We start from the raw sequence: 25607 nt of genomic DNA, 5'->3' as shown, positions 1-25607 counted from the left end.
AGGTGCCGGCCCGGGTCAGGGAAGTGCTCAGCGCTGGCCGGGGCCGCCGGTGCGCACGTCGACGGTCTTGAGATCCTTGGAGACCTCCACCATCACCCTGCTGCCAGCCTTGGTGCCCCGCACGTCATAGGACCCGTCGGGGTCCTTCTGCACGCCCTCCACGGTCACCGCGGAGTCCTTGGCCTTGACGGCGGCCGTGACCTTGGCGGTCTCGTCGGCGGTGGCCGCGGTGTGCTGGTGACCCGCCTGAGCACCCTGACCACTGGGGCCGCCGCCCTTGCCACCACGCTCGCCCATGGTGTGGGCGGTGATGGTCTTCAGGTCCTTGCTGACCTCATAACCCGCCCGATTGCCGCTCTTGGTGCCCATCACGTGGTAGGTGCCGTCGGAGTCCTTCAGCACGTGTTCGACGGTGAAGGCCGAGTCCTTGGCCTTCACGGCATCGGTGACCTTGGTCAGCTCATCGCCGGTCACCTCGGTGCCCGGCAGACGGCCGTGGCCGCGCCCACCCCTTTCGCCGTCTTGACCGGCCGGGGCGCCGTAGCTGGAGCCATTGGTGGGGGTGGTGGTTTCGGCATTCGCGTTCAGGGCTGCGGTGGCGCCACCGGCCACGATCAGGCCGGCGACCGCGACACTGGCAAACGTTGCGGCCTTCTTCTTGTCGGGCATGGTTCACTCCTGGTTCTGGCCGGCAGTCCTTCTGCCGGACAGCAACCACCATGGCGACGCGGGCTGGGGTGCCCCTGTCGCACACCTGTCAGCAGGCTGTGGATCGGGCGGGCGCGGGATCAGCCATGCGCCTGTTCCACCAGGGCAAAGGGTTCCGACGGGTCCGTGTCGCGACGGTGATAGAGCACCAGGGCCGCCAGCATCGCACCGAAGCTGGTGCCGGCCGCCAGGCCGATGGCCACATAGGTGGACCCGAGCAGCAACCAGGTGGCGTCCACCGGATTCTCGTCGGTGATGGCGAAGACGCCGCGGTAGAGCATCACGCCGGGCATCAACGCGGCGACGGCGGTGGAGGTGAGGGCCACCAGGGGAGTGTGCAACCAGTGCACCAGCATCCGCGCGACGAATCCCACCACCAAGGCGGCGATCGCAACGCGCGCCGGGTGGGAACCCGTCGCCCAGCCGGCCGCCAGGTAACTGGCCCACAGCAGCAGTCCCAGCGCCGTGGTGATGGCCAGGGCCTTGGCGCGCATCGTGAAGCGGACCCCGAAGGCCAACGCCACCAGGGCGGAGCAAACCAGCTGCAACAGGTGGTTGGGGTTCTGGCTGGCTCCGGGTTCCAACTGGGTGGTGACTCCGACGGCACGTGCGAGCCACAGCGTCGTCACCAGCCCCAGCACGATCCCGCCGGTGGTGACCACCACCTCGACGGTGCGGGCCCCGGCACCCAGGAAACTGCCGTCGATGGCGTCGCCCGCGGCGGCGACGGTCCCCATCCCCGCCAGGAGGGAGACCATGCCGGCGGCGATCACCAAGGACGGATCCATCGGCGGCACCCATGACGGGACCCAGCGCTGCACCGCGAGGGCCAGCATCGCCAGCGTGGTGGGGATCGCTGCACAGACTGCGGTGGTGAAGAAGCTGCCCGGGCTCCAGCGTTCCAGTTGCTGGCGCGCCTCGTCCACCAACAGCGTGGACACCGCACCGACGGCCATGTCTGTGCCGTTGCCGCCGATCAGCAGGGCGATGGTGGCGCCCAGGAGGCATGCCGCCAACCGCCCGAACCATCGGGGGTGGGTGAAGGGCGCGGCCACGAGGTGGTTGAGGCGGGCCGTGGCGGTCTCCACGTCAAGTTCCCCGCGCCGCACGAGCGTGACCAGGTTCTCCACCCGCTCCAACCGGTCATAGTCGAGCTGGGTGGAAGCGACGGAACGCATGATGGTGATCGGGGTGGCCGCGCCCAGGGGTTCATAGCTGAGCAGGATCCGCGAGTAGGTCACGTCCAACTGCACCGGCAACCCGAAGGCCTGCGACACCCGACGGATGAGGGCCTCGGTTCGGGCGGCGCTGGATCCGGACCTGAGTGCCAGTTCCCCCACCCGTACCGCCAGTTCGGTGATCGCCCGGGCCCGGCCAGCGGACACGTCGACGTCGGGCAGCAGGTCCATCTCCTCGCGTGCCGTCTCGGCGGCATTGGAGGCAGGACCCTGGCCCTGTGAGGCGACTGACTCGGACATGACCCTCCCCGGGAATTGTCGGCGCGCGGTGCGCACGGCCGCACAGTCTTTCATTGGTTGTGAAATGCGAAACCACCCGGAGGGGTGGGCGGTCAGGGCGTTGCGGATCGTTCCGCCAGCGGGGTGGCGCGCCGACGCCGGAAGCCGGAGCCATCGCCATTGGCCCTGATCGGCCGCCGGACGGTGCCCTTGGTGACCAACCTCAGGCCGGTGTTGCCCAGCGCAGCGCCGAAACTGGAACCGACGGCCAGCGCTGCGCCGGTCATCAGGCATTTCAGCAGGAGGGACTGGGGGTCATTGCCGGGGACGGGGATCCCGCCGGAGGCGGCGGGGATGTCGGAGACCAGGCCGAAGATGCCGCGGTAGAGCAGCAGGCCGGGCATCAAGGGGGCAACCCCGGTGCTGATCAGTGCAACGACGGGGATCCGCAGCGGCGTCGTGAAGAGCCGGGCCACCAGCCCCACCATCACCGCGGCCAGCCCGGAGCGGGCGGGAGTGGAGGTGGTCAGCGCCGCGGACGCCATGTAGGCCAACTGGGCCGTCACGCCGATGGCGGTGGCCGCCAGCATGGAGCGTGGACCCATGTTGCACAGCACCCCGAAGCTGGCGGCGATGATGCCCGCCGCCATCACTTGCGCAAGCCCCGTGGCCGCAAAGCCCTCGATGGGGGCCAGATAGCTGGGCACCCCCAGCCACAGGCCCATCGAGAGCGTCGCGATCAGTCCCAGCACGATTCCGGAGGTGAGCACGAAGACCTCGACCAGACGGCTTCCGGCGCTCATGTAGTAGGCGTCGATGGCGTCACCAGCGGTTGTGACGATGCCCAGGCCGGCCAGCAGGGGCACCATTCCCGCGGCCACCACCAGCCCGGGGGAGGCCTGCTGCAGCCCGTCGGGCAGCAGGGAGCGGCCGGTCATCGCGAGCAGGCCGACGATGGCAGCCCCGGAGGCGGCCGCCACCTGGATGAAGAAGGTGTTCATGCCGCGCCGGTCCATGTTGCTGCGAATGAATTCCGCGGTGATGGTGGCCAGCATCGACAGGATGACGTCGGCTCGGTTGCCGCCCAGCAACATCGCGATCCCGCCCCCCATCATGGCCGCCGCCCCGTGCAGGACCCACGCCCGGTAGGTGCGCGGTTCGCGCCGGATGTTGCGCAGGCGGTTGAACATCACGGGAATCTCGAGCCCATCGGCAGTCATGGTCTGGATCAGGCTCTCGACGCGGGTCAGGCGGTCGTAGTCGATGCTTCCGGACTTGACCATCCGCATCACGGTGATCGGGTCACCGGCCGCCGACGGTTCGTAACTGATCATGATCCGGGTGTAGGTGATGTCCACCTGGGCGGGAAGCCCGTAGTGCTTGCAGATGCTCAGCACGAGCCGGGTGGCTCGGGCTGCCGTCGAGCCGGAGGAGAGCATCATGTCCGCGGCGCGCATGGACAGGGCGACGATGGCCCGGGCGCGGACGGCCTCGACATCGCTTTCGTCGGCCTGTGCCTCCTCGCGACGCTTGCTGCGGTAGGCACGGGCCACGGACCGGGAGGCTCGGGCGAGGCGCGTGCTGGCGGGGGACATGCGGTACTCCTGTGAACGGTTCTGGTGATGCGCGACGGGCCCCAGCGGTGGTGCACCGCGTGGGGCCCGTCGGGCTCATTCTTGCAGTTGTGGGACGGCTTCCGAAAGGGACGTCAGCCGCGTGGACGTCCTAGTCAGCGCAGGTGCCGACGCAGGCTGTGGGCCAGCGCCAGCAGGGCGATCCAGGCGGGCCCGACGTAGAGCGCCCCCCGGTAGTCGGGGATGAAGGCCATCAGCACCACGACGGCGGCCAGCGCCACCAGAACCAGGTAGTTGGACCACGGGGTGAAGGGCATCCGGAAACGCAGCCGCGAGACCTCGTCGGCGCCGAGTCGCTTGCGGAATTTCAGCTGGGTGATCACGATCATCGTCCAGTTGAAGATGCCGGCGATCAGCGCGACGGAGATCACATAGAGGAAGACCTTGCCGGGCAGCAGGAAGTTCAGCAGCACGGCCAGTGCGGTGACGGCGGAACTGGCCAGCACCCCCACCCAGGGGCTGCCGGCCTTGTTCACCCGGGCCAGCACGCGGGGTGCATTGCCCTGCCGGGCCAGCGAATAGAGCATCCGGCCGTTGGAGTAGAGCCCGGAGTTGTAGGCGCTGACGGCCGCGGTCAGCACGACGACGTTGAGCAGGGTGGCGGCGCTGCCGATGCCCAGCTTGGAGAAGATGGTGACGAAGGGCGACTCATTCTTGCCCAGCTCATTCCACGGGAAGAGCGCCAGCATCACGAAGATGGCGCCGACGTAGAAGATCAGGATCCGGTGCACCACCTGGTTGATCGCCTTGGGGATGGAGCGCTGCGGATCGTCGGCCTCCCCGGCCGCGATGCCGATCAACTCGACGCCGCCGAAGCTGAACAGCACCACCACCATCGCCATCGCCAGGCCCTTGAAGCCCGTCGGGAAGAAGCCGCCGTGGGCCCACAGGTTGGAGATGCCCGTCGCGTCGCCGCCATTGCCCCAGCCGAAGCAGATGATTCCCAGCCCGAAGATGATCATCGCGATGATCGCCACCACCTTGATGATCGCGAACCAGAACTCGAACTCGCCGAAGGCCTTCACGCTGATCAGGTTGATCGCGGTGATCAGCACCAGGAAGACGGCGCTGGAGACCCACTCCTTCACGCCGGGCAGCCAGAACTGCACATAGCTGCCCACCACCACCAGCTCCGCCATGGAGACGGCGATGTAGTTGAACCAGTAATTCCAGCCGGAGAAGAAGCCCGGGAAGGCGCCCCAGTTCTCGTAGGCGTAGTGGCTGAAGGCCCCGGAGACCGGGGTGTGCACGCTCATCTCGCCCAGTGCGCGCATGATCAGGAAGATCACTGCGCCGCCCAGCAGATAGGCCAGCAGGATGGCAGGGCCGGCCATCGCGATCGACGCGCTGGAGCCGTAGAACAGGCCGGTGCCGATCGCCCCGCCCAGCGCGATCAGCTGGATGTGGCGGTTCTTCAGGGAGCGCTGCAGCTCCGGCTCGTCGATGCTCATGGGCGACGAGTCTAGACTCCGGCGTCAGCGCCCATCCGCATGGTCCAGCGGGCCCCGGCTCAGGCCAGGGAGAGGAAGAGTTTCTCCATCGCCGCAAGATCCGCCTCCCGCTCCGGGTTGTCTTCGGTGAGGCACTGCTGCATGCCGGTGGAGATCAGTGCGAAGCCGGCCCGGTCCAGGGCCTTGCTGCAGGCGGAGAGCTGGGTGAGCACCTCGCGGCAGTCACGTTCGTCCTCGATCATCCGGATCACGGCACCCAGCTGGCCCTGGGCGCGACGCAGCCGCTTGAGGACGGCATCAAGGTCATCGGATGGGATCTGCACCGCGGGCTCCTGGACGTCGGGGACGGGCGGATTGCTCGTCGGTGAGGGTGATCCAATCACTTTCCGAGCAGACGGCCAAACAGGCTGGTCCCGGGCTGGTCCGGGTGGCCGGCGCACCACTGGCTGGCGGGGACGCTGGCCTTGACCTGGGCGATGTGCTGGCCGCAACCGGCCCAGGTGGTCTTGCCGCAGGTCTTGCAGGTGACGGGACGACACATGGTGGTACTCCTCGGTCGGGTGAAGATTGGTGGGGGAGGGACCCCGATGCACTTCACTTTATACCCCAGGGGGTATACCATCAAGTCATGCACACCAACCCCATGGACATCGTGATCATTGGAGGCGTCGCCGCCGGTATGTCGGCGGCCGCCCGTCTTCGTCGGCTCGACGGCAACGCGTGCATCACCGTGGTGGAGCGCAGCGGCAACATCTCGTTCGCCAACTGCGGTCTGCCGTACCACATTGGCGGCGTGATCGAGCAGCGCAAGGCCCTGCTGCTGCAGACCCCCGAGGCCATCAAGGCCCGTTTCGACATCGACGTCTTCGTGCGCACCGAGGCCGTCGCCATCCGCCCCGACCAGCACAGCGTCACCGTGCGCAACCTGGACGATGAAACCGAGCGCGAACTGCGCTACGACAAGTTGGTGCTGGCCCCCGGTGCCAGCCCGGTGCGCCCGCCGCTGCCCGGTATCGAGCGCGCGCTCGGCCTGCGCAATGTGGAGGACACCGACGCGATCATCGCCGCCCTGGGTGAGGACGTGACCAATGCCGTGGTGATCGGCGGCGGCTTCATCGGCGTCGAGATGGCCGAGAACCTGGTGCACAAGGGCCTCAGGGTTGCCCTGGTGGAGGCCACCTCGCAGGTGATGGGCCCGCTGGATCCGGAAATGGTCGCCCCGGTGCACGCCAAGCTGCGCGAGTCCGGCGTCGACCTGCGGCTGGGCGTCGCGGTCAAGGCGATCGGCGAGACCGACGTCGAACTGTCCGACGGTTCCCGGTTGGAGGCCCAGCTGGTGGTGGCCGCGATCGGCGTGAAGCCCGAATCCACCCTGGCCCGGGAGGCCGGCCTGGCGGTGGGTGAGCGCGGCGGGATCATCGTGGACGAGCACTTCCGCACCAGTGATCCCGACGTCTTCGCGGTGGGCGACGCGGTGGAGAAGATCGACGCCATCGACGGCAGCGCCACCCTCCTGCCCCTGGCCCAGACCGCCAATCTGCAGGGCCGCCGGGTGGCGGACCTGATTGCCGGGCGCGACGTCAAGGGCCGCCCGGTGATGGGCACCGCCATCGTCGGCGTCTTCGGGCTGCAGGTGGCCAGCGTCGGGTGGAACGAGAAGCGGTTGGTGGCCGCCGGGCGCAAGCACCGGATCATCCACACCCACCCCGTGCAGCACGCCGGCTACTACCCGGGCGCGCAGCAGATGGCGCTCAAGCTGCTGATCGACGCCGAGACCGACGAGATCCTGGGTGCCCAGGGCGTCGGCCCGGACGGCGTCGACAAGCGGATCGACGTGATCGCCACCGCCATGGCCGGTGGTCTGAAGGCCAGCGATCTGGCTGAGCTGGAGCTGGCCTACGCGCCGCAGTTCGGCTCCGCCAAGGATCCGGTGAACATGCTGGGCTTCGTCGCGGAGAACCTGGCCTCCGGGCTCAGTCAGAACATCCAGTGGCACGAGCTGACCGCCGCGCAGGAGGCCGGCGCCACGCTGATCGACGTGCGCACCCAGGGCGAGTTCGCGGCGGGTGCGATCCCCGGCGCCATCCTGGTGCCGGTCGACGAGCTGCGCGACCGGCTCGACGACCTTCCCGAGGGGGAGCTGGTGGTGCACTGCGCCGTCGGTATTCGTGGTCACATCGCCGCGCAGATGCTGGCCGCCGTCGGCCGTCCCGGGGCACGCAACCTGGACGGTGGCTACAAGACCTGGTCCGCGGGCATGGCCTCGCGCGGCTGAGGCCCGGCCGATGGCAGGCTGGGTGGATGGACGAGCTGCTGGTGGAGCGGGTGTTGCGGTTGGTCGAGGCCATTCCCGCGGGCTTCGTGGTCAGCTACGGTGACGTGGCGGCGGCGCTCGGTACCGGCCCGCGCCAGGTGGGCCGGGTGATGGCCCGGTGGGGCAGTGACGTGCCCTGGTGGCGGGTCACCAATGCCGCCGGTGAACTCTCCGGGGGCCTGCTGGCCGAGGCGCGGGAGCACTGGCAGGCCGAGGGCATCGAGCTGGGCGGCACGGGCCGTGGCTGCCGGATCGGCAGGTGCCGCTGGCAGCCCGACGAGCTGGCGGCCGCCGCCCGCCGGGTGGATACGGAGCTTGCCGGGGCCCGGATCAGCAGTCCCGCAGCGCCGCCGGAATGCTGACCGGGCCCGTCGGGCTGACCATGATCCGTTCGGGCTGATCGTGAATCGTCACCTCCACCACGTCGGGGGAGACCCAGCGCACCGACTCGATGGCGTCGCTGCCGCCCCGCACACATCCCGCCTGCCAGTAGCGGCTGCGCAGGCCGCCGACCTGTTGCAGGCGCAAGCGCTGGGCCGGTCGGATCCGGGCGGCGGTGGTGGTCACCCGCAGATCCAACCGTTGATCGGGCGAACGATAGCTGCCCTCGTGATGGGAGGGGCCCAACAGTCGCCCCACCAGCGTCAGGGCGATCAGCGTCACCAATGTGCAGACGCTGATGGCCGCGGCCACCCGACTGTGGCCGCGACTGCGCAGCATTCCGGTTGCGCCTGCGCCGAAGGCAAAGACGGCAAAGTGGCTCGGCGGCGGCAGGAGTTCCCCGGCCAGGATGCCGTCGTCGCTGCCCAGGCGGGCCGAAGCGAATCCCAAGGCCAAGGAGACCGCCGCCATCATCAGGCCCAGCGCGAGGGGTGCCAGCGCTCGACGGTGCGGTGGCGCCCCGATCGCAAGGCTGGTCATGCGTCCATCTTCGTGCCGTCGGGGGCTGTCTGGGCCGCTGGAAACCGGCCAGTCAGCAGCTCAACAGGCTTCTGGTTGGTTCCGGTCGCTAGTGTTGGCCCCGAACCCACAAGGGAGTGGGCCCGAAACCATCCGGGGAGGCGATCATGGACGATGCCCGCACCGAACGGATCATCGCAGCCCTGCGGGGCGGCGTTGCCCCCGCGACCGGCTGCACCGAGCCGATCTCGCTGGCCTATGCCGCGGCCCGGGCGGCCGCAGAGCTGGGGGAGGAGATCCAGCGGATCGAGGCCCGGGTCTCACCCAATGTGATGAAGAATGCGATGGCCGTGATGGTGCCCGGTACCGGGATGCCCGGGCTGGAGATCGCCGCCGCGATTGGAGCCATCGACGGCGATCCCACCGCGGGGCTCGCGGTGTTGGGCGCGCTCACCGAGGCCGGCGTTGCCCGGGCCCGACGGATGGTGGACGAGGCCCGGGTTCTGGTCACGGTGGCCGACGTGCCCGACGACCTCTACGCCGAGGCCGTCGTGATCGGCGCTGCCCACCGCGTGCGGGTCTGCATTGCCGGTAGCCACACCAATGTCTACCGGGTCGAACGGGACGGCGAGGCGCTACTGGACGATCCCCGGCCGCAGCCCACCCAGCTGAGCCCCACCACCGAATTCCTGCGGAGCCTGACGCTGCGCGAGGTCTACGGCTTCGCCACCACCGTGCAGACCGAGCGAGTCGACTTCATCCTGGAGGCCGAGCGGCTGAACCGGGAGCTCTCCGCCGCCGGGCAGGGCGGTGACTACGGCCTGGGCGTCGGGGCGGCCATGTTGCAGGCCATCGACACCGGACTGGGCTCCAATGACCTGCCGTCGCGGATGGTCGCCCTCACCTCCGCTGCCTCCGACGCGCGGATGGGCGGCGCGCCGCTGCCGGCCATGACCAATGCCGGCTCCGGCAACCAGGGCATCACTGCCACGTTGCCGGTCACCGTCGTCGCCGACGACCGTGGATCCACCCCCGATGAGCGGATCCGGGCACTCACGATGAGCCACCTGACGGCGCTCTACATCCACGCCAGTCTGCCGGTGCTGTCCGCCTTCTGCGCCGCCGTGACCGCGGGCATGGGCGCCGCCGCGGGGCTGAGCCTGCTGCTCGATGGGCGCTACGAGACGGTGGAGCGGGCGGTCTCCACCATGGCCGGCGACACCATCGGGATGGTCTGCGACGGCGCCGGCGCCAGCTGCGCCATGAAGGTGGCTTCCTCGGTGGGGTCTGCCAATCGGGCGGTGCTGCTGGCGCTGGCCGAACAGCGGGTTCCGGGCAGCAATGGCATGGTCTTCGACGACGTGGACCAGACGATCCGCGGGATCGGGCGGCTGGCCACCCGGGGCATGGCCGGGACGGATCCCGAGATCCTGCAGATCATGCTGAGCAAGCCGCGACGCTGACCGTCGGTCGGGTGCCCGGGCGCCCGGGTGTACGGGGGTGGGCAAGGGGCCCTACGGCACCCCGCCCAGTGAGATATCATCGCCGTATGGCGATGAAAAAGTCTTTGGGCGATTCAATGGGTGCTGCGGCGGACGCCGGTCGGCCTGACCTGGCGGCCGCCGCGGCGCTGCTCGGGGCGCTGGGGGACATCTCGCGGCTGACGATCGTGCAGCACCTCACGCTGGGCGAGCATCGCGTCGTGGACCTCACCGGTCACCTCGGGCTGGCCCAGTCCACGGTCAGCAAGCACCTGGCCTGCCTGCTTGATTGTGGGCTGGTGACCGTCCGGCCGCAGGGTCGGGCCTCGGTCTACGCGCTGGCGCACCCCGACGCCACGGCGCGACTTCTCTCGGTCGTGGAGAACCTGCTGGGGCTGACCGGCAATGCCGTCCAGCTGTGCCCCTCCGTTGCCAGGGAGGCGGGACGATGAGCGGGCACTCCCACGACCACGGCCACTCCCACAACCACGCGGCCGGCCTGGTGGACCACCGCGGGCGATTGGCCCTGGTGCTCACGCTGACCGTCAGCGTGCTGGTGGCGGAGCTGGTGGGCGCCTGGTTGTCCGGCAGCCTGGCCCTGCTGGCCGACGCCGGTCACATGCTCACCGACGTCGCCGGGCTGACCATGGGGCTGATTGCCGCCATCCTGGCCCGCCGCCCCGCCACGCCGGAACGCACCTGGGGTTTCCAGCGGGCCGAGATCCTGGGTGCCGCGGCCCAGGCCACGCTGCTGCTGGTGGTGGGGGTGCTGGTGGTGATCGAGGGTATTCGACGCCTGCTGGCGCCGCCGGAGATCGGTTCGCACTCCATGGTGCTGTTCGGCGTGATCGGCCTGGCGGCCAATCTGGTCGGGCTGGCCATCCTGGCCGGCGGGCGAGGTGACTCGTTGAACATGCGCGCCGCCTTCCTGGAGGTGGTCAATGACGCGCTGGGCTCGGTGGCGGTGATCATCGCCGCCGTCGTGATCCACTTCACCGGCTGGCAGCGGGCCGATGCGGTCGCCTCGCTGGTGATCGGGCTGCTGATCATCCCGCGCACCCTGGCCATCCTGCGGGAGTCGCTCAATGTGCTGATGGAGTGCACGCCCAAGGGACTGGATCTGGCCGAGGTGCGCCAGCGCATCCTGGCGCTGGATCATGTGCACGAGGTGCATGACCTGCACGCGAGTCAGGTGGCCACCGGAGTGCCGGTCTTCACCGCCCACGTCGTCGTCGACGACTCCTGTTTCCACGACGGCCACCTCAACGAGATGCTGGATGAGGTGCAGCGCTGTCTGCACAACGACTTCGGGGTGGAGCACACCACCATCCAGTTCGAGCCCGCGAAGCACTCGGAGCATGAGCCGGCCGCCCATGCCTGAGTGTCAACCACCGTGCGCATCATGATGCACATAAGCCTGGTCGGTGCTGGATGGCTGGCTGGCCTCGCCGGTGGTCTGGATCCCGCCAGCCACCGACCGGACGGGTGCGGTGCTGCGCGGCCTGATGCTGGAGGCCGGCGTTGCGGGCGTGCGCACCACAGACGCCCAACTTGCCGCGATGGCGATTGAGTTCGGGGTTCCCGTCGTCTCGGCCGACGCCGACTTCGCGCGCTTCCCTGGGGTCATCTGGATCAATCCCCTCGCCAACTGACGGCCGGATCACCCCAGATCGAAGAGTTGCGGGCAATCCAGTAGCCGTCGATGGAGGTCGACGGTGGCCAGCGCCGTCCACTCAACCGAGGTCATGCCCTGCTCGTCGAGCTGCAGGATCCGGGCATCCCGGGCGGCGGCGATGATCGGGGAGTGGGTGGCCACCAGCACCTGGAAACCCTCGCGGGCGAGCTGTCCGAGTTGTTGGGCCAGCACCACCTGGGAGTGAAAGCTCAGCCCGGCCTCCGGCTCGTCCAGCACCAGCAGCCCGCCCCGGTGCATCATGCTCAGCCGGGACAACAGCAGCTCGTTGAAGGCCTGGCCGTGGCTCAGCTCGTGGAAGTTTCGTTCCCCGTGCAGGGGCTTGTTCTCCTCCAGGTAGGTGAGCAGTCCGTGGATGCTCTCGGCCCGCAGGAAGTAGCCCATCCGGGTGGCGCTGGCGCCGCGCACCAGCCGCAGGTGCTGGTGCAGCGGGGATTCCGAGCTCCGGGTTGTGTGCTGGGCGCCGACACTGCCGCCCTCCGGGCTGAGCCCGTAGGCCAGCGCGATCCCCTCCAGGATGGTGGACTTCCCGGTGCCGTTCTCCCCAACCAGGATGGTGAGTGGTCCCAGCTCCAGCCCCTCGCGGAGCAGCTGGGCGACGGGTGGCATCGCGAAGGGCCACTCGTCGGGCCAGTCTCCGTCGGCGAGCACCTCACGGATGGGCAGGATCGTGATCATGGCACGAGGTTATGACCTGCCTCTGACAGTTTTGGTTGGCGCTGACGTAACGTCAGGGGGTCAGACTGGTGCCATGAGCATCGACGCCGCCCCGGCACGCACCAGTCGGTTCACCCTGCCGCTCTATCTGGCGGCCAGCGCCACCAGCCTGTTCGGCAACTCCGCAATCAACATCGTCCTGCCGTGGCTGGTGCTGGAGCGCACCGGCAATCCGTCTCTGGCGGGCACGGTGGCGGCGGTCAGTGCGATCCCCTCGGCCGTTGCGGCGTTGGCCGGCGGGCACCTGATCGACCGCTTCGGACGCCGCCGCATGAGCGTGCTCTCGGACATCGGTTCTGCCCTGGCGGTGGCTGCCCTGGCCGTCGTGGACCGGCTCACGGGGCTGGACCTGACCTGGTTCATCATCCTGGGCATCACCGGCGCCCTGTTCGACCTGCCCGGGATGACCGCCCGGGAGACCCTGATGGCCAATGTCGCACACACCTCCGGGCGGAGCCTGGATGCCATCGCCGGGTTCCGGCAGGGCATCTTCGGGCTGTCCTTCCTGCTGGGCCCCGCCATCGCGGGTCTGCTGCTGACCGTGCTGCCCGCCATCCAGGTGGTCTGGATCACCGCGGCCTGCTCCGCGCTGGCGGCACTGTTCATCGCCGCGATGCCGCTGCTGCCCCTGCCGGAAGCGCCCACCGAGGAGGAGAATCCGCTGGGGGCCCTGGGTACGGTCCGCGCCTCCAGGCCGCTGAGCCTGTTGATCCTGCTCAATGGCTTCTCCATGTTGCTGGTGGCCCCGCTGCTGGCGGTGCTGCTGCCCGCCCACTTCCAGTCGATGTCCCAACCGGACCGGCTGGGCGCCTCGCTCAGCGCCTTCGCCGTGGGCACCATCATCGGCGGCGGCGTCTACGCGTCGCTGCTGAAGAGGCGACGGCTGGTGGCCTGGGTGGTGGGCAACCTGCTCTTCCTGGCCTCCTTCATCACCATCGCGCCGCTGGTCGGCTTCTGGCTGCCCGCGGTGGGAATGCTGCTGGCCGGTGTCGGTCAGGGGGTGCAGGGGCCGATCGTCGCCGTGCTGCTCACCGAACACGTCCCCGAACGGCTCCGCGGCCGGATCTTCGGCCTGCTCACCTCGCTGGGTGCGTTGGCCAGCCCCGTCGGCCTGGGCCTGATGGCCGTCCTGCTCGCGGGCCATCCGCTGCGGGTGGGTGGTTGGGCGCTGGCCATCGCCTGGGCGCCGGTTGCCCTGTGGGCCTGTCTGTCGCCCGCGCTGAGGGGGTGGCTGGTTCGTGCTGACGATCAGTGAGGTGGGCCAGTATGCGGGGGTGAGCGTTCGTGCAGTCCGGCACTACCACCAGCTGGGCCTGCTCCCCGAGCCCGTTCGTGACGAGTTGGGCCACCGTCGCTACGATGCCGGCGCCCTGGTGATGCTGCGCCGGATCTCGACCCTGGCCGACGCGGGGGTGCCGTTGCGTCGGATTCCCGAGGTGCTGGACGCCCCTCCGGAGGAGCGCGACGCCCTGATGGCCGGGATCGACGCCCAGCTGTGCGAGAAGGAGCAGGCCGTACGGCGGACCCGTCACCGGTTGGCCCGCGTTCGGGCCGGTGAGGACTCCCGCGAACCCGCGGCCCTGGCGAGGCTGGTCGCGGAGCTGGAGGCAATGGGGCTCGACGAGCAGCAGGTGGCCACCGATCGCGAGGTCTGGCAACTCACCCACCTGCTCTACCCCCAGGCGACTGAACAATGGCTCGCGGACCAGCTGCGCCTGCTGACTGACTCCGAGTATCGCGCCATCTACCTTGAGGTGCTCGCCATCGGATCCTTGCCTCCGGATGATCCTCGTGTTGATGAGGTGGCGCGGCGCAATGTTGCCTGGACCCTCAGGCACCTTGACGAGTGGGGTGACTGGTTCTCCGTGTGGGGTGGTGACCCCCGGGCGGCGCAACTGCTGGATGCCCATGTCCGGCGTCGCTACGGAACCCCGGCCCACCGTCGGCTGGCGGACCTGGTGCGACGAGCGCTCGACGAGGCAGTGGCCTCAGAGCACCATGGAGGCAATCCAGCCGGCCAGCAGCAGCGGGATGTTGTAGTGCAGGAAGGTGGGGATCACGGTGTCGCGGATGTGGTCGTGCTGGCCGTCGACGTTGAGGCCGGAGGTCGGGCCCAGCGTCGAGTCACTGGCGGGGGAGCCCGCGTCACCCAGTGCACCGGCGGTGCCGATGATGGAGACCGTGGCCAACGGTGAGAAGCCCAGCTGCAGGCAGAGCGGCACGAAGATGGTGGTGATGATCGGCAGGGTGGAGAAGGAGCTGCCGATGCCCATCGTCACCAACAGGCCCACGAAGAGCATCACGAAGGAGCCCATCAGCTTGGAGCCGCCAAAGGCCTCGGCGCTGGCCTTGACCAGTGAATCCACCTGGCCGGTGTCGGACATCACCTGGGCGAAGCCCTGGGCGGCGATCATGATGAAGCCGATCATCGCCATCATCTTCATCCCGGAGTCGAAGACGGCGTCGGCCTCGCTCCACTTGATCACCCGGGCGGCGACGAAGACCGCGAAGCCCACCAGCGCACCGAGCAGCAGGGAATCGGCCCAGATCTGCACCACCAGGCAGAGCAGCACGGCCAGCAGGGCCACCGCGATCCGGTAGGCGCCCACCGGTTCACCCAGGTGCACGTCGCCCTGGCCCTCGATCGCCCGGTCCTCGTAGTGGCGCGGCTTGCGGTAGCTGAAGAAGACCGCGATCAGCAGGCCGGCCACCATGCCCAGCGCGGGGATGCCCATGGCAGCCATCACATTGATGCCGTCGGTCTTGAGCCCGGCCTTGTCGATGTTGGCCAGCAGAATGTCGTTGAGGAAGACATTGCCGAAGCCGTAGGGCAGGTACATGTAGGTGGTTACCAGGCCGAAGGTCATGATGCAGGCCAGCAGGCGACGGTCGACGTCGAAACGGTTGAAGACCAGCAGCAGCGGCGGGATCAGCAGCGGCACGAAGGCGATGTGGATCGGCACCAGGTTCTGGCTCATGATCGCCGCCGCCAGGATGGCACCCAGCAGGCCCCACTTGAGGCCCTTGCTGCGGGCGCTGTCCCCGGCGCCGGCCTTGCGGATCACCCACGACGCGAAGGCCTGCGGCATGCCCGAGCGGGCGATGGCCACGGCGAAGGCGCCCAGCATCACATAGCTCAGGGCGATAGAGGCACCATTGGCGATGCCCTTGGTGAAGGACTCCATGGTGGCGGTCATGCCCATGCCGGCGCTGATGCCGCCAACCAGGGCCCCGATGATCAGTGAGATCACCACATGCACCCTGGCGAAGGACAGGGCAAGCATCACGACAACGGCGAGCACGACGGCATTCATGGCAACTCCAGGTGAGGGAAACGTGCCTACGCTAGCGCCCGCGGTGAGCCTGCCCGGCGCGAGTCCATATCCGGGCCAAAAATCGTTGGCGACTGGTCGCGGGGCGGTGGCATGGTGGAGCGACGTCCACCCTCAGGAGGCCCCGTGCTCGATGCACCCCAGTCCACCGCCGGAACACATCTGCGGGTGGAGGGTGTCTCCAAGGGCTATGCCGGGCGACGGGTGCTGACCAATGTCGGCTTCTCGGTGGCCGCCGGAGACCGGGCTGCGGTGATCGGCGAGAATGGCTCCGGCAAGTCCACCCTGCTGCGGCTGGTGGCCGGGCTGGAGTGCCCCGACGCCGGTGAGATCGTCACCCCGGCAAGCTACGCGCTGTACCACCAGCAGGCGCCCTTCCCCATGGGGCACACGCTGGCCCAGATTGCCCGGGAGGCGCTGCGCCCGGTGCGTTTCCACGCCGACGAGGTGACCCGGCTGGGGGAGGCGATGGCCGATTCTCCCCAGGACGCAGCACTGGCCGACGCCTTTGGTCACGCGGTCGCCGAGGCGGAACGCACTGATGCCTGGGGCGCCGAGCGCCGCTGGCACCTGCTGATCGACGGGCTCGGGCTGGCCGGCCTAGCGCCGGATCGTCGGGCCGCCGAGCTCTCCGGCGGGCAGGTGGCGCGGCTCAGCCTGGTGTGGGTGCTGGTGCAGCGCGCCGAACTCCTGCTGCTGGACGAGCCCACCAACCATCTGGACGATGCCGCCGCGGCGGTGGTTTCGCAGACCGTCAAGGAGTGGCCGGGCCCGGTGTTGTTGGCCAGCCATGACCGGGCCTTCCTGGACGAGACCATCACCAGCCTGGTTGATCTGGATCCGGCGCTCCGCCAGCATTGCACCGTCGGGGTGAGCGGCGTGACTCGGTTCACCGGCAGCTATACCGACTACCTGGCTGCCCGGGCCGATCAGCGGGAACGCTGGCAGCAGCAGTACCAGAACGAGCAGGCCGAGCTCTCCCGGCTGCGAGATCGGGTCCGCAAGGATCAGCAGGTGGGGCACACCAACTGGCAGCCGCGCAGCGAGACCCGCATGGCACAGAAGTTCTATGCCGATCGCAATGCCACCGTGGTTTCCCGACGGGTGAACGACGCCCGTCAGGATCTGGAGCGGCTGGAAGCCGAGCAGGTGCGCAAACCGCCGCGCCCGCTCATCTTCCGCGGGCTGGCCGCGGCGCACCCTGTCAATTCCGGCTCGGCGTCGACGGGGCCGACGCTGGTGGCCAGCGGCCTGTCCGTCGCCGGGCGGCTGGCGCCGACGAGCCTGGCGCTGGGTGCCCGAGACCGGTTGCTGGTGGAGGGACCCAATGGCTGCGGCAAGTCCACCCTGTTGGCGGCGCTGGCCGGGCTGGTGGAGCCCACGTCGGGTTCGGTGAGCAGGCCGTCGCGGCTGCGGGTGGCGCTGCTGGCGCAGGAACCCACCGTCGCCGATGCCGACCAGACCGCCAGCCAGGCCTACCGCGCGGCGGTGGGGGAGGCCGTGGCCGACGAGGTGCCGCTCGGTTCCTTCGGGTTGATTGCGGGGCGGGATCAGAACCGCCCGGTGGCCGAGTTGAGCGTCGGTCAACGACGGCGGTTGGATCTGGCCTGCGTGCTGGCCAGCCCGCCCGAGGTGCTGCTGCTGGACGAGCCGACCAATCACTTCTCGCTGCAGCTGGCCACCGAGTTGGAGGCCTCGATCGAGCACTATCCGGGGACCGTCGTGGTCGCCAGCCATGACCGCTGGCTGCGTTGCCGCTGGTCGGGTCAGCGCCTCCAGTTGTGAGGTGAATCTCACCTGAGCAGTACGGAAATCGATGGTCACCTGAGCGTCACTCGACGGTCACCTACGGTCCATAGCGTCGTCAATCGACGCGGGCTGGACACGGCTGGCCCCATCGTGAGGGGGCCAATCATGGCGGTATCCAGGCGAAACATGCTGCGAGGCAGCGGATTGTCGGTGTTGGCGGTCGGTGGCAGTTCGCTGCTGAACGCGCCGCAGGCGCAGGCGCGGGGCGCGCAGCCGGCGGGAACCACGTTGCAGCAGGCGGGTTCCGGCGCGGCGACGGGCTATTCCCGGCTGAGTGCCGGCCCCGGTTACCCGCTGGTGGTGCGCGACGATCTGGCCCAGCCCAGGCCCGGGCGTGAGGATCGGCGCACCGCGCTGGCCAGCCTGGTGCAGCTGACGGACCTGCACTTTATGGACGCCCAGTCGCCGATGCGTGTCGAGTGGTTCCGCAAGGTGGTCGGCTTCTCCTGTCGCCCGCAGGAGTCGTTGGTCACACGCGGCAACACGGTGTTGGTGGAGACCATCAACCACTTGGCCAAGGGGCCTTGGACCGGCCGTCGCTTCGACGCGGTGGTTTGCACCGGTGACAACACCGACAACCAGGAAGTCGTCGAGCTGGACTGGTACCTCAAGACGCTGTCCGGCGGCGAGATCACCCCGAACACCGGTGACCCGGCTCGCTGGGAGGGCGTGCAGACCCGCAACAACAAGGCCTACTGGACGCCGGAGAGCAGCATCGCCGACGAGTACAAGCAGGCCGGCTTCCCGCAGATCGACGGTTTCTTCGATCGGGTGATGGCCACCCACAGCTCGCCCGGCCTGCAGACGCCTTGGTATGCCGTCTTCGGCAACCACGACAATTCCATCCAGGGCACCTTCCCGGCGTCGTGGAAGTCGCTGGCCAAGGCCTACACCGGTGACCAGAAGCTGGTTGGCTTCGCCGAGCCGACCGACCAGCAGGCCGCCGCACGGGCCCTGTCCAGCGGATCCCCGGTGGACCTGTCGACCGCCCGCACGCTGACCGTCACGGTCACGCCGGATCCTCGTCGCCGACCCTTCACGCCGAAGGAATTCATGGCCGCCCACCTGGCCGACGACGTCACCGGCCCGGGCCCGGTCGGCCACGGCTTCAGCCAGGCCAATGTGGAATCCGGTGCCGGCTACTACACCTTCCAGCTGGCCCCCGGCATCACCGGCATCTCGATGGACTCCACCAATCGCGCGGGTTTCACCGAGGGCTCGATCGACGATCGGCAGTGGAAGTGGCTGCTGAAGACCCTGCGGGCCGGTTCCTCGGTCTACTACGACGCCGTGGGTGGCAAGCACACGCAGCAGGTCAGCGACCAGCTCTTCGTGCTGTTCAGCCACCACACGTCGACGTCGATGAGCAACCTGATGCTGCCCGCCGACGGCACCGGCATCCGGCACGCCGGCTTCGAGCTGGTGGACCTGCTCAAGCGCTTCCCGAATGTGCTGGCCTGGGTCAACGGCCACACCCACGCCAACAAGATCACGCCGCAGCGGCACAAGGACCCCAAGCGCAGCTACTACGAGATCAACACCGCTTCGCACATCGACTACCCGCAGCACGCCCGGCTGATCGAGTTCGTCGACAATCACGACGGCACGCTGTCGCTGTTCACGACGCTGGTGGAATCCCGCGCGCCCTACCAGGCCGACTACGACACGGCGACGGTGGAGGGGCTGGCCTCACTGGCCCGGGAATTCGCCTACAACGACCCGGAACGTGACCTCTCGCTGCTGGGGCAGGCGCAGGATCGCAACACCGAGCTGCTGCTGGCCCACCCGCTGCGCTGAGTCCTGACCCACTGGGCTGCGGTCAGGCCGCCGCGGGGGCTGTTTCGACGGTTTCCTCGTGGCGGCGCCAGGTGGGTGTGTCAGGGCGGCCAAGGTCCAGGGTGCGGCTCGGCGTGCGCAGGTAGCGATAGCCAAGAGGGGTCTGCCACAGGAAGATCCCCGGCAGGGGCTGGTACAGGCGCCAACCGAAGTGGGTCTTGGCTCGATGGGCGAGGCGGGACAGGGGCCCGAGGTTGTCCGGATGAGTCTGTCCAGTCGCCTTGGTTGGTGGGGAGGCCTCGACAGGCTCGGCCATCGTGGTGGGGTTGGGCGGGCTCGCAGACCCAGCCCCCGTTCCCCGAGCTTGTCGAGGGGCAGAAGTGGTCGCCTGATCGCCCGACGCAACCCCCGCTCCCCGGGCCTGTCGAGGGGTCAGGGACGGGGCCTCGACGGGCTCGGCCGTCGTGGTTGGGCTGGGCGGACTCGCAGACCCAGCCGCCGCTCCCCGAGCTTGTCGAGGGGCCTTCGTTCGGGGCTGCCACGGAACCGTGTGGTCCAAATCAAGTCCTGGTGAGGTACGGGTGGACCAGGGGAACACCTCCCACGGGTTGCGCAAGATCACCGCTTCGCGCATCGTGGGCGGGCACTCATACGAATCACTCGGTACTTGGTGGTTCTGGTCGATCACCGGGCGCACCGTGAACCGATGATGACCGAACACGTCGGGCAACCACTCGGCCAGCAGCGGGTTCAACTGGTCGCAGCGGACCAGGCCTTCACCGGTGGCGAGGGTGGTGTCGGTCAGGTGCACGACGAGTTGGGCCTTCGGAAGTAACTGGTCGGGGTCAACCGTGATGGTGCCGCACACATGCCCCGCCTGACCATTGCGCGCACACACCTGCTGGAACTCTTCCCCCGTGGGGGGCTGGTCGAGCAGGTCGACCTGCAGGAGCTGGGTGGCCAGGGGCGGGTTGGCCAGGATCCCCACGGCCCGCGCCCGCAACGCATTGCGCGTACCCCGCGTGCCGCCGGTCTCCAGGATGGTGGCGATCCGGTCGAGTTGGGCATCGAGCAGGATCGCATCCGCCGCGTCCACCACCCCGACGATGTCGGCGACCCCGTGGTTGGACTGCGCCACCCACACACCCCGCGCCTCCAACGCATCCGCCCGCCGCTGGTCGGCTTGTTCGGCGTCGAGCTGGCGCAGCACCAGCGCGGCGGTCAGCTTCTTCACCTGCCGAAAGCTCATGCCGATGATCTGCCGGGACAGTTCGAGATCCACCAAGCCCGCGTGGGTCGCGTCGAGCTCGTGGGTGGCGTGCGCGATGTGGCGGGCCTGGTGGACCGGCACCTCCAAGCCCTGCACCAGACCCCACAACTCCGGCAGCCGATGCCGACAGTCCAACGCGGTCGCAATCAGCTGGTGGGCCTCCTCCGGCCGGACATGCAGATCCGCGGCGAGTTCAAGGGCGCAGCCTTCGGCAACCTCCGGTGTCCCGTCCGAACCGATCTGCACCAGTCGTTCCCGCCCGGGCAACGCCGGCTCCGCAGCATCCACCTCGGAGTGCAGATCAGCAAGATGGGCGATCAACCGGAACTCCCGAGCCTCGGATTCCTTGCGCAGGTGCCGTTCGGCGCGCAGCGCTTCGATCGTCGCGAGGGCGCTGACGGGCAGGTCGGCACCCGGCTGTGATGCGTGTGTGGTGCTCATTCTGACCTCCCCCGTAACTCGTCGCTGAACTGTTCTAATCCTACCTCGCACAGCCCTTCATAACAAGACCTTATACTGATTGTTTTTCGAACCCCGCTGGCCATAACCCGCCATGGAACCAGTCAAGCACCCACCTCTGACAGATTGTGGGCTGAGGGCGGATGGCACGGCACCATGGGAGCATCGATCTGTGTTGAAGCGACGTGTACCCGGTCTTGCCGCCGCCCTGCTGTTGCTGGTCGGCTGCTCCGGCGGTCGGGGTGAGGTCACCCGGCAGCCGGCCCAGGTCGTCGCCGCGGATTCGGCCGGCACTCCCACCGCCAAGCTGGTGACCGCCCTGTCGGTGGTGAATGTCAGCTGTGCCCGGTCCCGGTCTACCGAGGACGGCTCCGAGACCCGCTGCGTCGGCCACGATGACGCGTCCGTCCATGAGATCCGGATCACCGCCGGCCCCGACGGGGAGCTGGTCGAGGTGCAGGACGAACTGCTCAGCCGCGTCGACGTCCCCGCCTACGACAGCGGCCGGATGGACACGTCGCCATGGGATGCCTCCCGTCGGCGCGTCGCCGAAGCCTTCGAGCGGGCCACCGGCGCGGGGCTCGATGTGGCTGGCTTGTTCACGGGCGGCCGCCCCGGCTCCCACCATCAGGCCAAGCTCGGTGACTGGTCCGTCTCCACCTGGACCAACTCCAGCGTCGACGCGCGCTTCTCACCCACCTTCCGGGCGGTACGAGAGTCGGCCGGGCAGGTGGGCAAGAAGCTGGCCGATGTTGGGCCGGCCGTCGCGCTCAATGGTCAGGCGCTGCGGGAAGTGGCTGGGAAGAAGGGCTGGAAGTGCTCCACGCCGGAGAATGGCGCCGCCTGCTGGACTCCCGCCGATTCGACGGCGACACTGTCCATCGGCGTCGAGGGGGACGGCTCATCCGAACTGCACGCGGTGCAGGTCGGTGATGTCGCGGCCTGGCCCAGCGACGACGAGGCGCTGCGGGCCGCTCTGTCCTCCGATCTGGCCGACAAGATTCACGACTGGGCAGCTTCCCAAAGTGGGCCGGCGGCGCTGATTGTGATTGACGGCACCATCGTCGTCGTGGAGCGCTACGGGGCGCAGCTCTCCATGGACAAGGGGTCGGCTACTCGATTGCGCGTGGGCTTCCGTCCAGAGGTGGTTGCCCGCACCTCTTTCAGCTGACCAAGAAGCCTCTGGGTTCTGGTGGGTCTTGTCACGGGTCCGCTGACTAGGACGTCCATGAACTGAGCGGGCCGGCGACTTCTCACTATCTTGTCCAGAGCCGCGCCAGAGGTGCATGACATCACTCTCACGCCGAAAGTGGTGCTTTTCGCCGGAGGCTCTTGAACGCCACTGATGAAGACTGTGATCGGTTCGGATGATCGAGGGCACATCCTCGATGAGTTGGCGCGTATCGCTCGGGAGCGTCAGGATCTGGCCTCAGCAGAGGTCATCGCGGTGCGGCGAGCGCGAACCGAGGGACTCTCCTGGGCAGAGATCGGCGCTGTGCTCGGGGTCACGAAGCAGGCGATGCACCGCAAGTACGGCAAAGCGACCTGAACCCTCCAATCTGCCGCTGGTTGATGGTTGGGGGAGCGTGCTGCATGGGCTGTTACCCGGTGATGCCCTGGCCAGATGCCGCGTACGGCTCTGGAGGGCGAGCACTGGCGGCACCCGTGGTGTTCTCATGGCGCGCGTGGCACGTGACAAGAAGCCAGGACGATGACAAGCCCGTGACAAGAAACCGAGAAACGGACAAGTTCCGCGAGAACCTACAAGAACTGAGCCGACTGCGCTCAACTCCTCGGGAATAACCCTGAGTGAACCATGGTTGAGTCGAGTGAACTCAACCTCGCCCTTGAGCGAAGTCGACTCAAGCCCTAGAGTTGAGTCCGCAAGGCTCAAGCGAGCCTGATGAACAACGAAGAGCTTCCCGGGCAGCTGCCCAGCGGCTCCCGGAATACATCTGAAGAGCACCAACACTGTTTGCAACAAACTGTTTGCATCAACACCTGGAGGAATCACCATGGCACGTGCAGTCGGCATCGACCTCGGCACCACCAACTCCGTCGTCGCAGTCCTTGAGGGCGGCGACCCCACTGTCATTCCGAACGCCGAGGGCGCTCGCACCACCCCGTCGGTGGTCGCGTTCTCGAAGACCGGCGAGGTCCTGGTTGGCGAGGTTGCCAAGCGCCAGGCCGTCACCAACGTCGATCGCACCATCCGCTCCGTCAAGCGCCACATGGGCACCGACTGGAGCATCAAGGTCGACGACAAGTCCTACAAGCCGCAGCAGATCAGCGCCTTCGTGCTGCAGAAGCTGAAGCGCGACGCCGAGGCCTACCTGGGTGAGCCCGTCACCAACGCGGTCATCACCGTCCCGGCCTACTTCTCCGACGCCGAGCGTCAGGCCACCAAGGAAGCCGGCGAGATCGCGGGTCTGACCGTCGATCGCATCATCAACGAGCCCACCGCGGCCGCCCTGGCCTACGGCCTGGACAAGGACGAGCAGACCGTCCTGGTCTTCGACCTCGGGGGTGGCACCTTCGATGTCTCCCTGCTGGAGATCGCCGACGGCGTCTTCGAGGTGAAGGCCACCAAGGGCGACAACCGCCTGGGTGGCGACGACTGGGACCAGCGGGTCGTCGACTGGCTGGTCACCCAGTTCAAGAACAAGAACGGCATTGACCTGAGCCAGGACAAGATGGCCAAGCAGCGCCTGCAGGAGGCCGCCGAGCGTGCCAAGATCGAGCTGTCCTCCGCCCAGGAGGCCAGCATCAACCTGCCCTACATCACCGCCGGCGCCGAGGGCCCGCTGCACCTGGACGAGAAGCTCACCCGCTCCGAGTTCCAGCGCATGACCCAGGATCTGCTGGAGCGCTGCCGCGTTCCCTTCAATGCCGTGATCAAGGACGCCAACACCTCGGTGGACAAGATCGACCAGGTGATCCTGGTGGGTGGCTCCACCCGTATGCCCGCCGTCGCCGATCTGGTGAAGGAGCTGGCCGGCAGGGAGCCCAACAAGGGCGTCAACCCCGACGAGGTCGTGGCCCTGGGCGCCAGCCTGCAGGCCGGCGTGCTGAAGGGTGAGGTCAAGGACGTGCTGCTGCTGGACGTCACCCCGCTGAGCCTCGGCATCGAGACCAAGGGTGGCGTGATGACCAAGATCATCGAGCGCAACACCACCATCCCCACCAAGCGCTCCGAGGTCTTCACCACCGCCGAGGACAACCAGCCGTCGGTGATGATCCAGGTCTACCAGGGTGAGCGTGACTTCGCCCGGGACAACAAGTCCCTGGGCAACTTCGAGCTGACCGGCCTGATGCCCGCCCCGCGTGGCGTGCCGCAGGTTGAGGTCACGTTCGACATCGACGCCAACGGCATCGTGCACGTCCACGCCAAGGACATGGCCACCGGCAAGGAGCAGTCCATGACCGTGACCGGCGGCTCCGCCCTGGGCAAGGACGACATCGAGCGGATGATGAAGGACGCCGAGGCGCACGCCGAGGAGGACAAGAAGCGTCGCGAGGCCGTCGAGATGCGAAATGAGGCCGACGCGCTGGCCTTCCGCACCGAGAAGCTGCTGGCCGACAACGCCGAGAGCATCACCGACGATGTGAAGGCCCCCGTGCAGGAGGCCCTGGACAAGTTGAAGGAGACCCTGAAGGGCACCGACAACAACGACGAGGTCAAGGCCGCGATGGATGACCTGAACACCAAGGCTTCGGCCATGGGCCAGGCCATGTACGCCGCCGCCCAGGCCCAGCAGCAGTCCGAGGCTCCCGCCGAGGGTGCCGAGGGTGAGGCTCCTGCCGACGGCGCCACCGCGGATGACGACGTCGTGGACGCGGAGATCGTCGACGAGGAGAAGAAGGACAACAACTGATCTTGTTCCTCCGGTTGGCCCGGGGCGGAAGTCCAGCAAGACTGGAGCCCGTCCCGGGCACTTCCGAAGAACCAAGATCATTCCGCAGCAAGATCATCACGCAGATATGAGGAGACCATGAGCGAGAACCAGCCGCAGGACCCCCAGCAGCCGGAGGAACTCAGCGCGCAGACCCGGCAGGAGATCGACGAGGCCCTGGCCGGTGCCGATGCTCCCGTCGAGGGCAATCTCGAGGAACCGGTGACCCGCGAGGCGGAACTGGAAGCGCTGGTGGCCGAGCGCACCCTTGACCTGCAGCGACTGCAGGCGGAATACGTCAACTACAAGCGTCGGGTGGATCGTGACCGGCAGGCCGCCAAGCAAGCCGGCGCCGAGAGCATCGTGCGCGAGCTGATGCCGGTGCTGGACGGCATCCACATGGCCCGCGAGCACGACGAACTGACCGGCGGCTTCAAGATGGTGGCCGACGAGATCGCCAAGGTGGCCGAGAAGCATGGTCTGGTGCCCTTCGGCGAGGTTGGCGACGAGTTCGACCCCAACCTGCACGACGCGCTGATGCAGATCCCCCTGGCCGGTGCCACCACCACCTGCGTCTCACAGGTGATGCAGCGCGGTTTCCAGATGAATGGCCGGGTGCTGCGCCCGGCTCGCGTCGCCGTGAGTGACCCGGACCCGGCCGCCCCGGCGGCCGAGTCTCCCAAGTCCGAGAACTGAGCACAGGGAAGGAGGAG

Annotated in this window: 23 protein-coding genes and 1 pseudogene; 14 read left to right on the top strand and 10 right to left on the bottom strand. The window is 68.2% G+C overall.

Going from position 1 to position 25607, the window contains the following annotated elements:
- Positions 1–27: 27 nt before the first annotated feature.
- The 6 genes from AAEX57_RS11165 to AAEX57_RS11140 form a co-directional block, all read right to left on the bottom strand.
- Positions 28–669 carry a hypothetical protein gene (locus tag AAEX57_RS11165; protein WP_342092109.1) on the bottom strand — a complete coding sequence of 214 codons (642 nt, stop codon included), beginning with the start codon at positions 667–669 and terminating at the stop codon, positions 28–30.
- Positions 670–788: 119 nt separating this feature from the next.
- Positions 789–2186 (bottom strand): threonine/serine ThrE exporter family protein, encoded by a 1398-nt coding sequence (locus tag AAEX57_RS11160; RefSeq protein ID WP_342092110.1) that lies wholly within the window; start codon positions 2184–2186, stop codon positions 789–791.
- Positions 2187–2278: 92 nt separating this feature from the next.
- The gene (locus AAEX57_RS11155) at positions 2279–3760 is read right to left on the bottom strand and encodes a threonine/serine ThrE exporter family protein (protein ID WP_342092111.1); all 1482 of its coding nucleotides are present in this window, start codon (positions 3758–3760) and stop codon (positions 2279–2281) included.
- A gap of 134 nt (positions 3761–3894) precedes the next feature.
- On the bottom strand, positions 3895–5250 hold the full coding sequence (locus AAEX57_RS11150; protein ID WP_342092112.1) for an amino acid permease: 1356 nt from the start codon (positions 5248–5250) through the stop codon (positions 3895–3897).
- A gap of 59 nt (positions 5251–5309) precedes the next feature.
- Entirely contained in the window at positions 5310–5573 is a 264-nt protein-coding gene (locus tag AAEX57_RS11145) for a metal-sensitive transcriptional regulator (RefSeq protein WP_342092113.1), read from the bottom strand.
- Positions 5574–5629: 56 nt separating this feature from the next.
- A complete protein-coding gene (locus tag AAEX57_RS11140) occupies positions 5630–5791 on the bottom strand; it encodes a hypothetical protein (RefSeq protein ID WP_342092114.1) in 162 nt (53 codons plus the stop codon).
- 87 nt (positions 5792–5878) lie between these two features.
- On the opposite strand from AAEX57_RS11140, the gene AAEX57_RS11135 reads away from it, so the two are divergent.
- The gene (locus AAEX57_RS11135) at positions 5879–7525 is read left to right on the top strand and encodes an FAD-dependent oxidoreductase (RefSeq protein WP_342092115.1); all 1647 of its coding nucleotides are present in this window, start codon (positions 5879–5881) and stop codon (positions 7523–7525) included.
- Between the two features lie 26 nt (positions 7526–7551).
- Positions 7552–7926 carry an MGMT family protein gene (locus tag AAEX57_RS11130; protein WP_342092116.1) on the top strand — a complete coding sequence of 125 codons (375 nt, stop codon included), beginning with the start codon at positions 7552–7554 and terminating at the stop codon, positions 7924–7926.
- Here AAEX57_RS11130 and AAEX57_RS11125 read toward each other — a convergent pair.
- On the bottom strand, positions 7895–8485 hold the full coding sequence (locus tag AAEX57_RS11125) for a hypothetical protein (RefSeq protein ID WP_342092117.1): 591 nt from the start codon (positions 8483–8485) through the stop codon (positions 7895–7897). The genes AAEX57_RS11130 and AAEX57_RS11125 overlap by 32 nt on opposite strands.
- A gap of 146 nt (positions 8486–8631) precedes the next feature.
- Here AAEX57_RS11125 and AAEX57_RS11120 point away from each other — a divergent pair, with 146 nt between their 5' ends.
- From AAEX57_RS11120 to AAEX57_RS11105, 4 genes are all read left to right on the top strand, one after another.
- The gene (locus AAEX57_RS11120) at positions 8632–9927 is read left to right on the top strand and encodes an L-cysteine desulfidase family protein (RefSeq protein ID WP_342092118.1); all 1296 of its coding nucleotides are present in this window, start codon (positions 8632–8634) and stop codon (positions 9925–9927) included.
- A gap of 116 nt (positions 9928–10043) precedes the next feature.
- A complete protein-coding gene (locus tag AAEX57_RS11115) occupies positions 10044–10397 on the top strand; it encodes an ArsR/SmtB family transcription factor (protein ID WP_342092119.1) in 354 nt (117 codons plus the stop codon).
- Positions 10394–11326 (top strand): cation diffusion facilitator family transporter, encoded by a 933-nt coding sequence (locus AAEX57_RS11110; RefSeq protein ID WP_342092120.1) that lies wholly within the window; start codon positions 10394–10396, stop codon positions 11324–11326. Before AAEX57_RS11115 ends, AAEX57_RS11110 begins: the two co-directional genes overlap by 4 nt.
- Before the next feature lie 43 nt (positions 11327–11369).
- Positions 11370–11597: a PIN domain-containing protein gene (locus tag AAEX57_RS11105; RefSeq protein ID WP_342092121.1), complete on the top strand. Its 228-nt coding sequence runs from the start codon at positions 11370–11372 to the stop codon at positions 11595–11597.
- A gap of 8 nt (positions 11598–11605) precedes the next feature.
- Here the strand turns inward: AAEX57_RS11105 and AAEX57_RS11100 are convergent, their stop codons facing one another.
- Entirely contained in the window at positions 11606–12316 is a 711-nt protein-coding gene (locus AAEX57_RS11100; protein WP_342092122.1) for an AAA family ATPase, read from the bottom strand.
- A 73-nt stretch (positions 12317–12389) separates the two neighbouring features.
- Between AAEX57_RS11100 and AAEX57_RS11095 the strand changes: the two genes are divergently transcribed.
- Both AAEX57_RS11095 and AAEX57_RS11090 read left to right on the top strand, forming a co-directional pair.
- Positions 12390–13610 (top strand): MFS transporter, encoded by a 1221-nt coding sequence (locus tag AAEX57_RS11095; protein ID WP_342092123.1) that lies wholly within the window; start codon positions 12390–12392, stop codon positions 13608–13610.
- Positions 13594–13743: pseudogene (locus tag AAEX57_RS11090) on the top strand (MerR family transcriptional regulator); the annotation flags it as partial. The gene AAEX57_RS11095 and the pseudogene AAEX57_RS11090, both read left to right, overlap by 17 nt.
- Before the next feature lie 600 nt (positions 13744–14343).
- On the opposite strand, the gene AAEX57_RS11085 reads toward AAEX57_RS11090, so the two are convergent.
- Positions 14344–15669, bottom strand: a complete 1326-nt coding sequence (locus AAEX57_RS11085; protein WP_342092124.1) for a Na+/H+ antiporter family protein — start codon at positions 15667–15669, stop codon at positions 14344–14346.
- 144 nt (positions 15670–15813) lie between these two features.
- Between AAEX57_RS11085 and AAEX57_RS11080 the strand changes: the two genes are divergently transcribed.
- Positions 15814–17472, top strand: coding sequence for an ABC-F family ATP-binding cassette domain-containing protein (locus AAEX57_RS11080; protein ID WP_342092125.1), 1659 nt, complete (start codon positions 15814–15816; stop codon positions 17470–17472).
- Positions 17473–17601: 129 nt separating this feature from the next.
- On the top strand, positions 17602–19293 hold the full coding sequence (locus tag AAEX57_RS11075) for a TIGR03767 family metallophosphoesterase (RefSeq protein WP_446721136.1): 1692 nt from the start codon (positions 17602–17604) through the stop codon (positions 19291–19293).
- A 22-nt stretch (positions 19294–19315) separates the two neighbouring features.
- Here AAEX57_RS11075 and AAEX57_RS11070 read toward each other — a convergent pair whose 3' ends face one another.
- Positions 19316–20983 carry a DUF222 domain-containing protein gene (locus AAEX57_RS11070; protein WP_342092127.1) on the bottom strand — a complete coding sequence of 556 codons (1668 nt, stop codon included), beginning with the start codon at positions 20981–20983 and terminating at the stop codon, positions 19316–19318.
- A gap of 190 nt (positions 20984–21173) precedes the next feature.
- Between AAEX57_RS11070 and AAEX57_RS11065 the strand changes: the two genes are divergently transcribed.
- The 4 genes from AAEX57_RS11065 to AAEX57_RS11050 all read left to right on the top strand — a co-directional run bounded on the left by AAEX57_RS11065 (position 21174) and on the right by AAEX57_RS11050 (position 25590).
- On the top strand, positions 21174–22172 hold the full coding sequence (locus AAEX57_RS11065) for a hypothetical protein (RefSeq protein ID WP_342092128.1): 999 nt from the start codon (positions 21174–21176) through the stop codon (positions 22170–22172).
- 174 nt (positions 22173–22346) lie between these two features.
- A complete protein-coding gene (locus tag AAEX57_RS11060) occupies positions 22347–22550 on the top strand; it encodes a helix-turn-helix domain-containing protein (protein ID WP_342092129.1) in 204 nt (67 codons plus the stop codon).
- 466 nt (positions 22551–23016) lie between these two features.
- A complete protein-coding gene (gene dnaK, locus AAEX57_RS11055; RefSeq protein ID WP_342092130.1) occupies positions 23017–24876 on the top strand; it encodes a molecular chaperone DnaK in 1860 nt (619 codons plus the stop codon).
- A 117-nt stretch (positions 24877–24993) separates the two neighbouring features.
- Positions 24994–25590 (top strand): nucleotide exchange factor GrpE, encoded by a 597-nt coding sequence (locus AAEX57_RS11050; protein WP_342092131.1) that lies wholly within the window; start codon positions 24994–24996, stop codon positions 25588–25590.
- Positions 25591–25607 lie beyond the last annotated feature (17 nt).

Origin of the sequence: Luteococcus sp. H91, assembly GCF_038433135.1 — a bacterium.
Taxonomy (GTDB): Bacteria; Actinomycetota; Actinomycetes; order Propionibacteriales; family Propionibacteriaceae; genus Luteococcus.
This window is presented reverse-complemented; position numbering and strand designations above follow the sequence as displayed.

Bases quoted from the DNA above. Each gene is read 5' to 3' on its own strand.
- AAEX57_RS11110 (WP_342092120.1), top strand. From the start codon at position 10,394: ATGAGCGGGCACTCCCACGACCACGGCCACTCCCACAACCACGCGGCC.
- AAEX57_RS11135 (WP_342092115.1), top strand. From the start codon at position 5,879: ATGCACACCAACCCCATGGACATCGTGATCATTGGAGGCGTCGCCGCC.
- AAEX57_RS11075 (WP_446721136.1), top strand. From the start codon at position 17,602: ATGGCGGTATCCAGGCGAAACATGCTGCGAGGCAGCGGATTGTCGGTG.
- AAEX57_RS11070 (WP_342092127.1), bottom strand. From the start codon at position 20,983: ATGAGCACCACACACGCATCACAGCCGGGTGCCGACCTGCCCGTCAGC.
- AAEX57_RS11165 (WP_342092109.1), bottom strand. From the start codon at position 669: ATGCCCGACAAGAAGAAGGCCGCAACGTTTGCCAGTGTCGCGGTCGCC.
- AAEX57_RS11060 (WP_342092129.1), top strand. From the start codon at position 22,347: ATGAAGACTGTGATCGGTTCGGATGATCGAGGGCACATCCTCGATGAG.
- AAEX57_RS11085 (WP_342092124.1), bottom strand. From the start codon at position 15,669: ATGAATGCCGTCGTGCTCGCCGTTGTCGTGATGCTTGCCCTGTCCTTC.
- AAEX57_RS11160 (WP_342092110.1), bottom strand. From the start codon at position 2,186: ATGTCCGAGTCAGTCGCCTCACAGGGCCAGGGTCCTGCCTCCAATGCC.
- dnaK (WP_342092130.1), top strand. From the start codon at position 23,017: ATGGCACGTGCAGTCGGCATCGACCTCGGCACCACCAACTCCGTCGTC.
- AAEX57_RS11100 (WP_342092122.1), bottom strand. From the start codon at position 12,316: ATGATCACGATCCTGCCCATCCGTGAGGTGCTCGCCGACGGAGACTGG.
- AAEX57_RS11120 (WP_342092118.1), top strand. From the start codon at position 8,632: ATGGACGATGCCCGCACCGAACGGATCATCGCAGCCCTGCGGGGCGGC.
- AAEX57_RS11115 (WP_342092119.1), top strand. From the start codon at position 10,044: ATGGGTGCTGCGGCGGACGCCGGTCGGCCTGACCTGGCGGCCGCCGCG.
- AAEX57_RS11125 (WP_342092117.1), bottom strand. From the start codon at position 8,485: ATGACCAGCCTTGCGATCGGGGCGCCACCGCACCGTCGAGCGCTGGCA.
- AAEX57_RS11155 (WP_342092111.1), bottom strand. From the start codon at position 3,760: ATGTCCCCCGCCAGCACGCGCCTCGCCCGAGCCTCCCGGTCCGTGGCC.
- AAEX57_RS11150 (WP_342092112.1), bottom strand. From the start codon at position 5,250: ATGAGCATCGACGAGCCGGAGCTGCAGCGCTCCCTGAAGAACCGCCAC.
- AAEX57_RS11050 (WP_342092131.1), top strand. From the start codon at position 24,994: ATGAGCGAGAACCAGCCGCAGGACCCCCAGCAGCCGGAGGAACTCAGC.
- AAEX57_RS11130 (WP_342092116.1), top strand. From the start codon at position 7,552: ATGGACGAGCTGCTGGTGGAGCGGGTGTTGCGGTTGGTCGAGGCCATT.
- AAEX57_RS11140 (WP_342092114.1), bottom strand. From the start codon at position 5,791: ATGTGTCGTCCCGTCACCTGCAAGACCTGCGGCAAGACCACCTGGGCC.
- AAEX57_RS11095 (WP_342092123.1), top strand. From the start codon at position 12,390: ATGAGCATCGACGCCGCCCCGGCACGCACCAGTCGGTTCACCCTGCCG.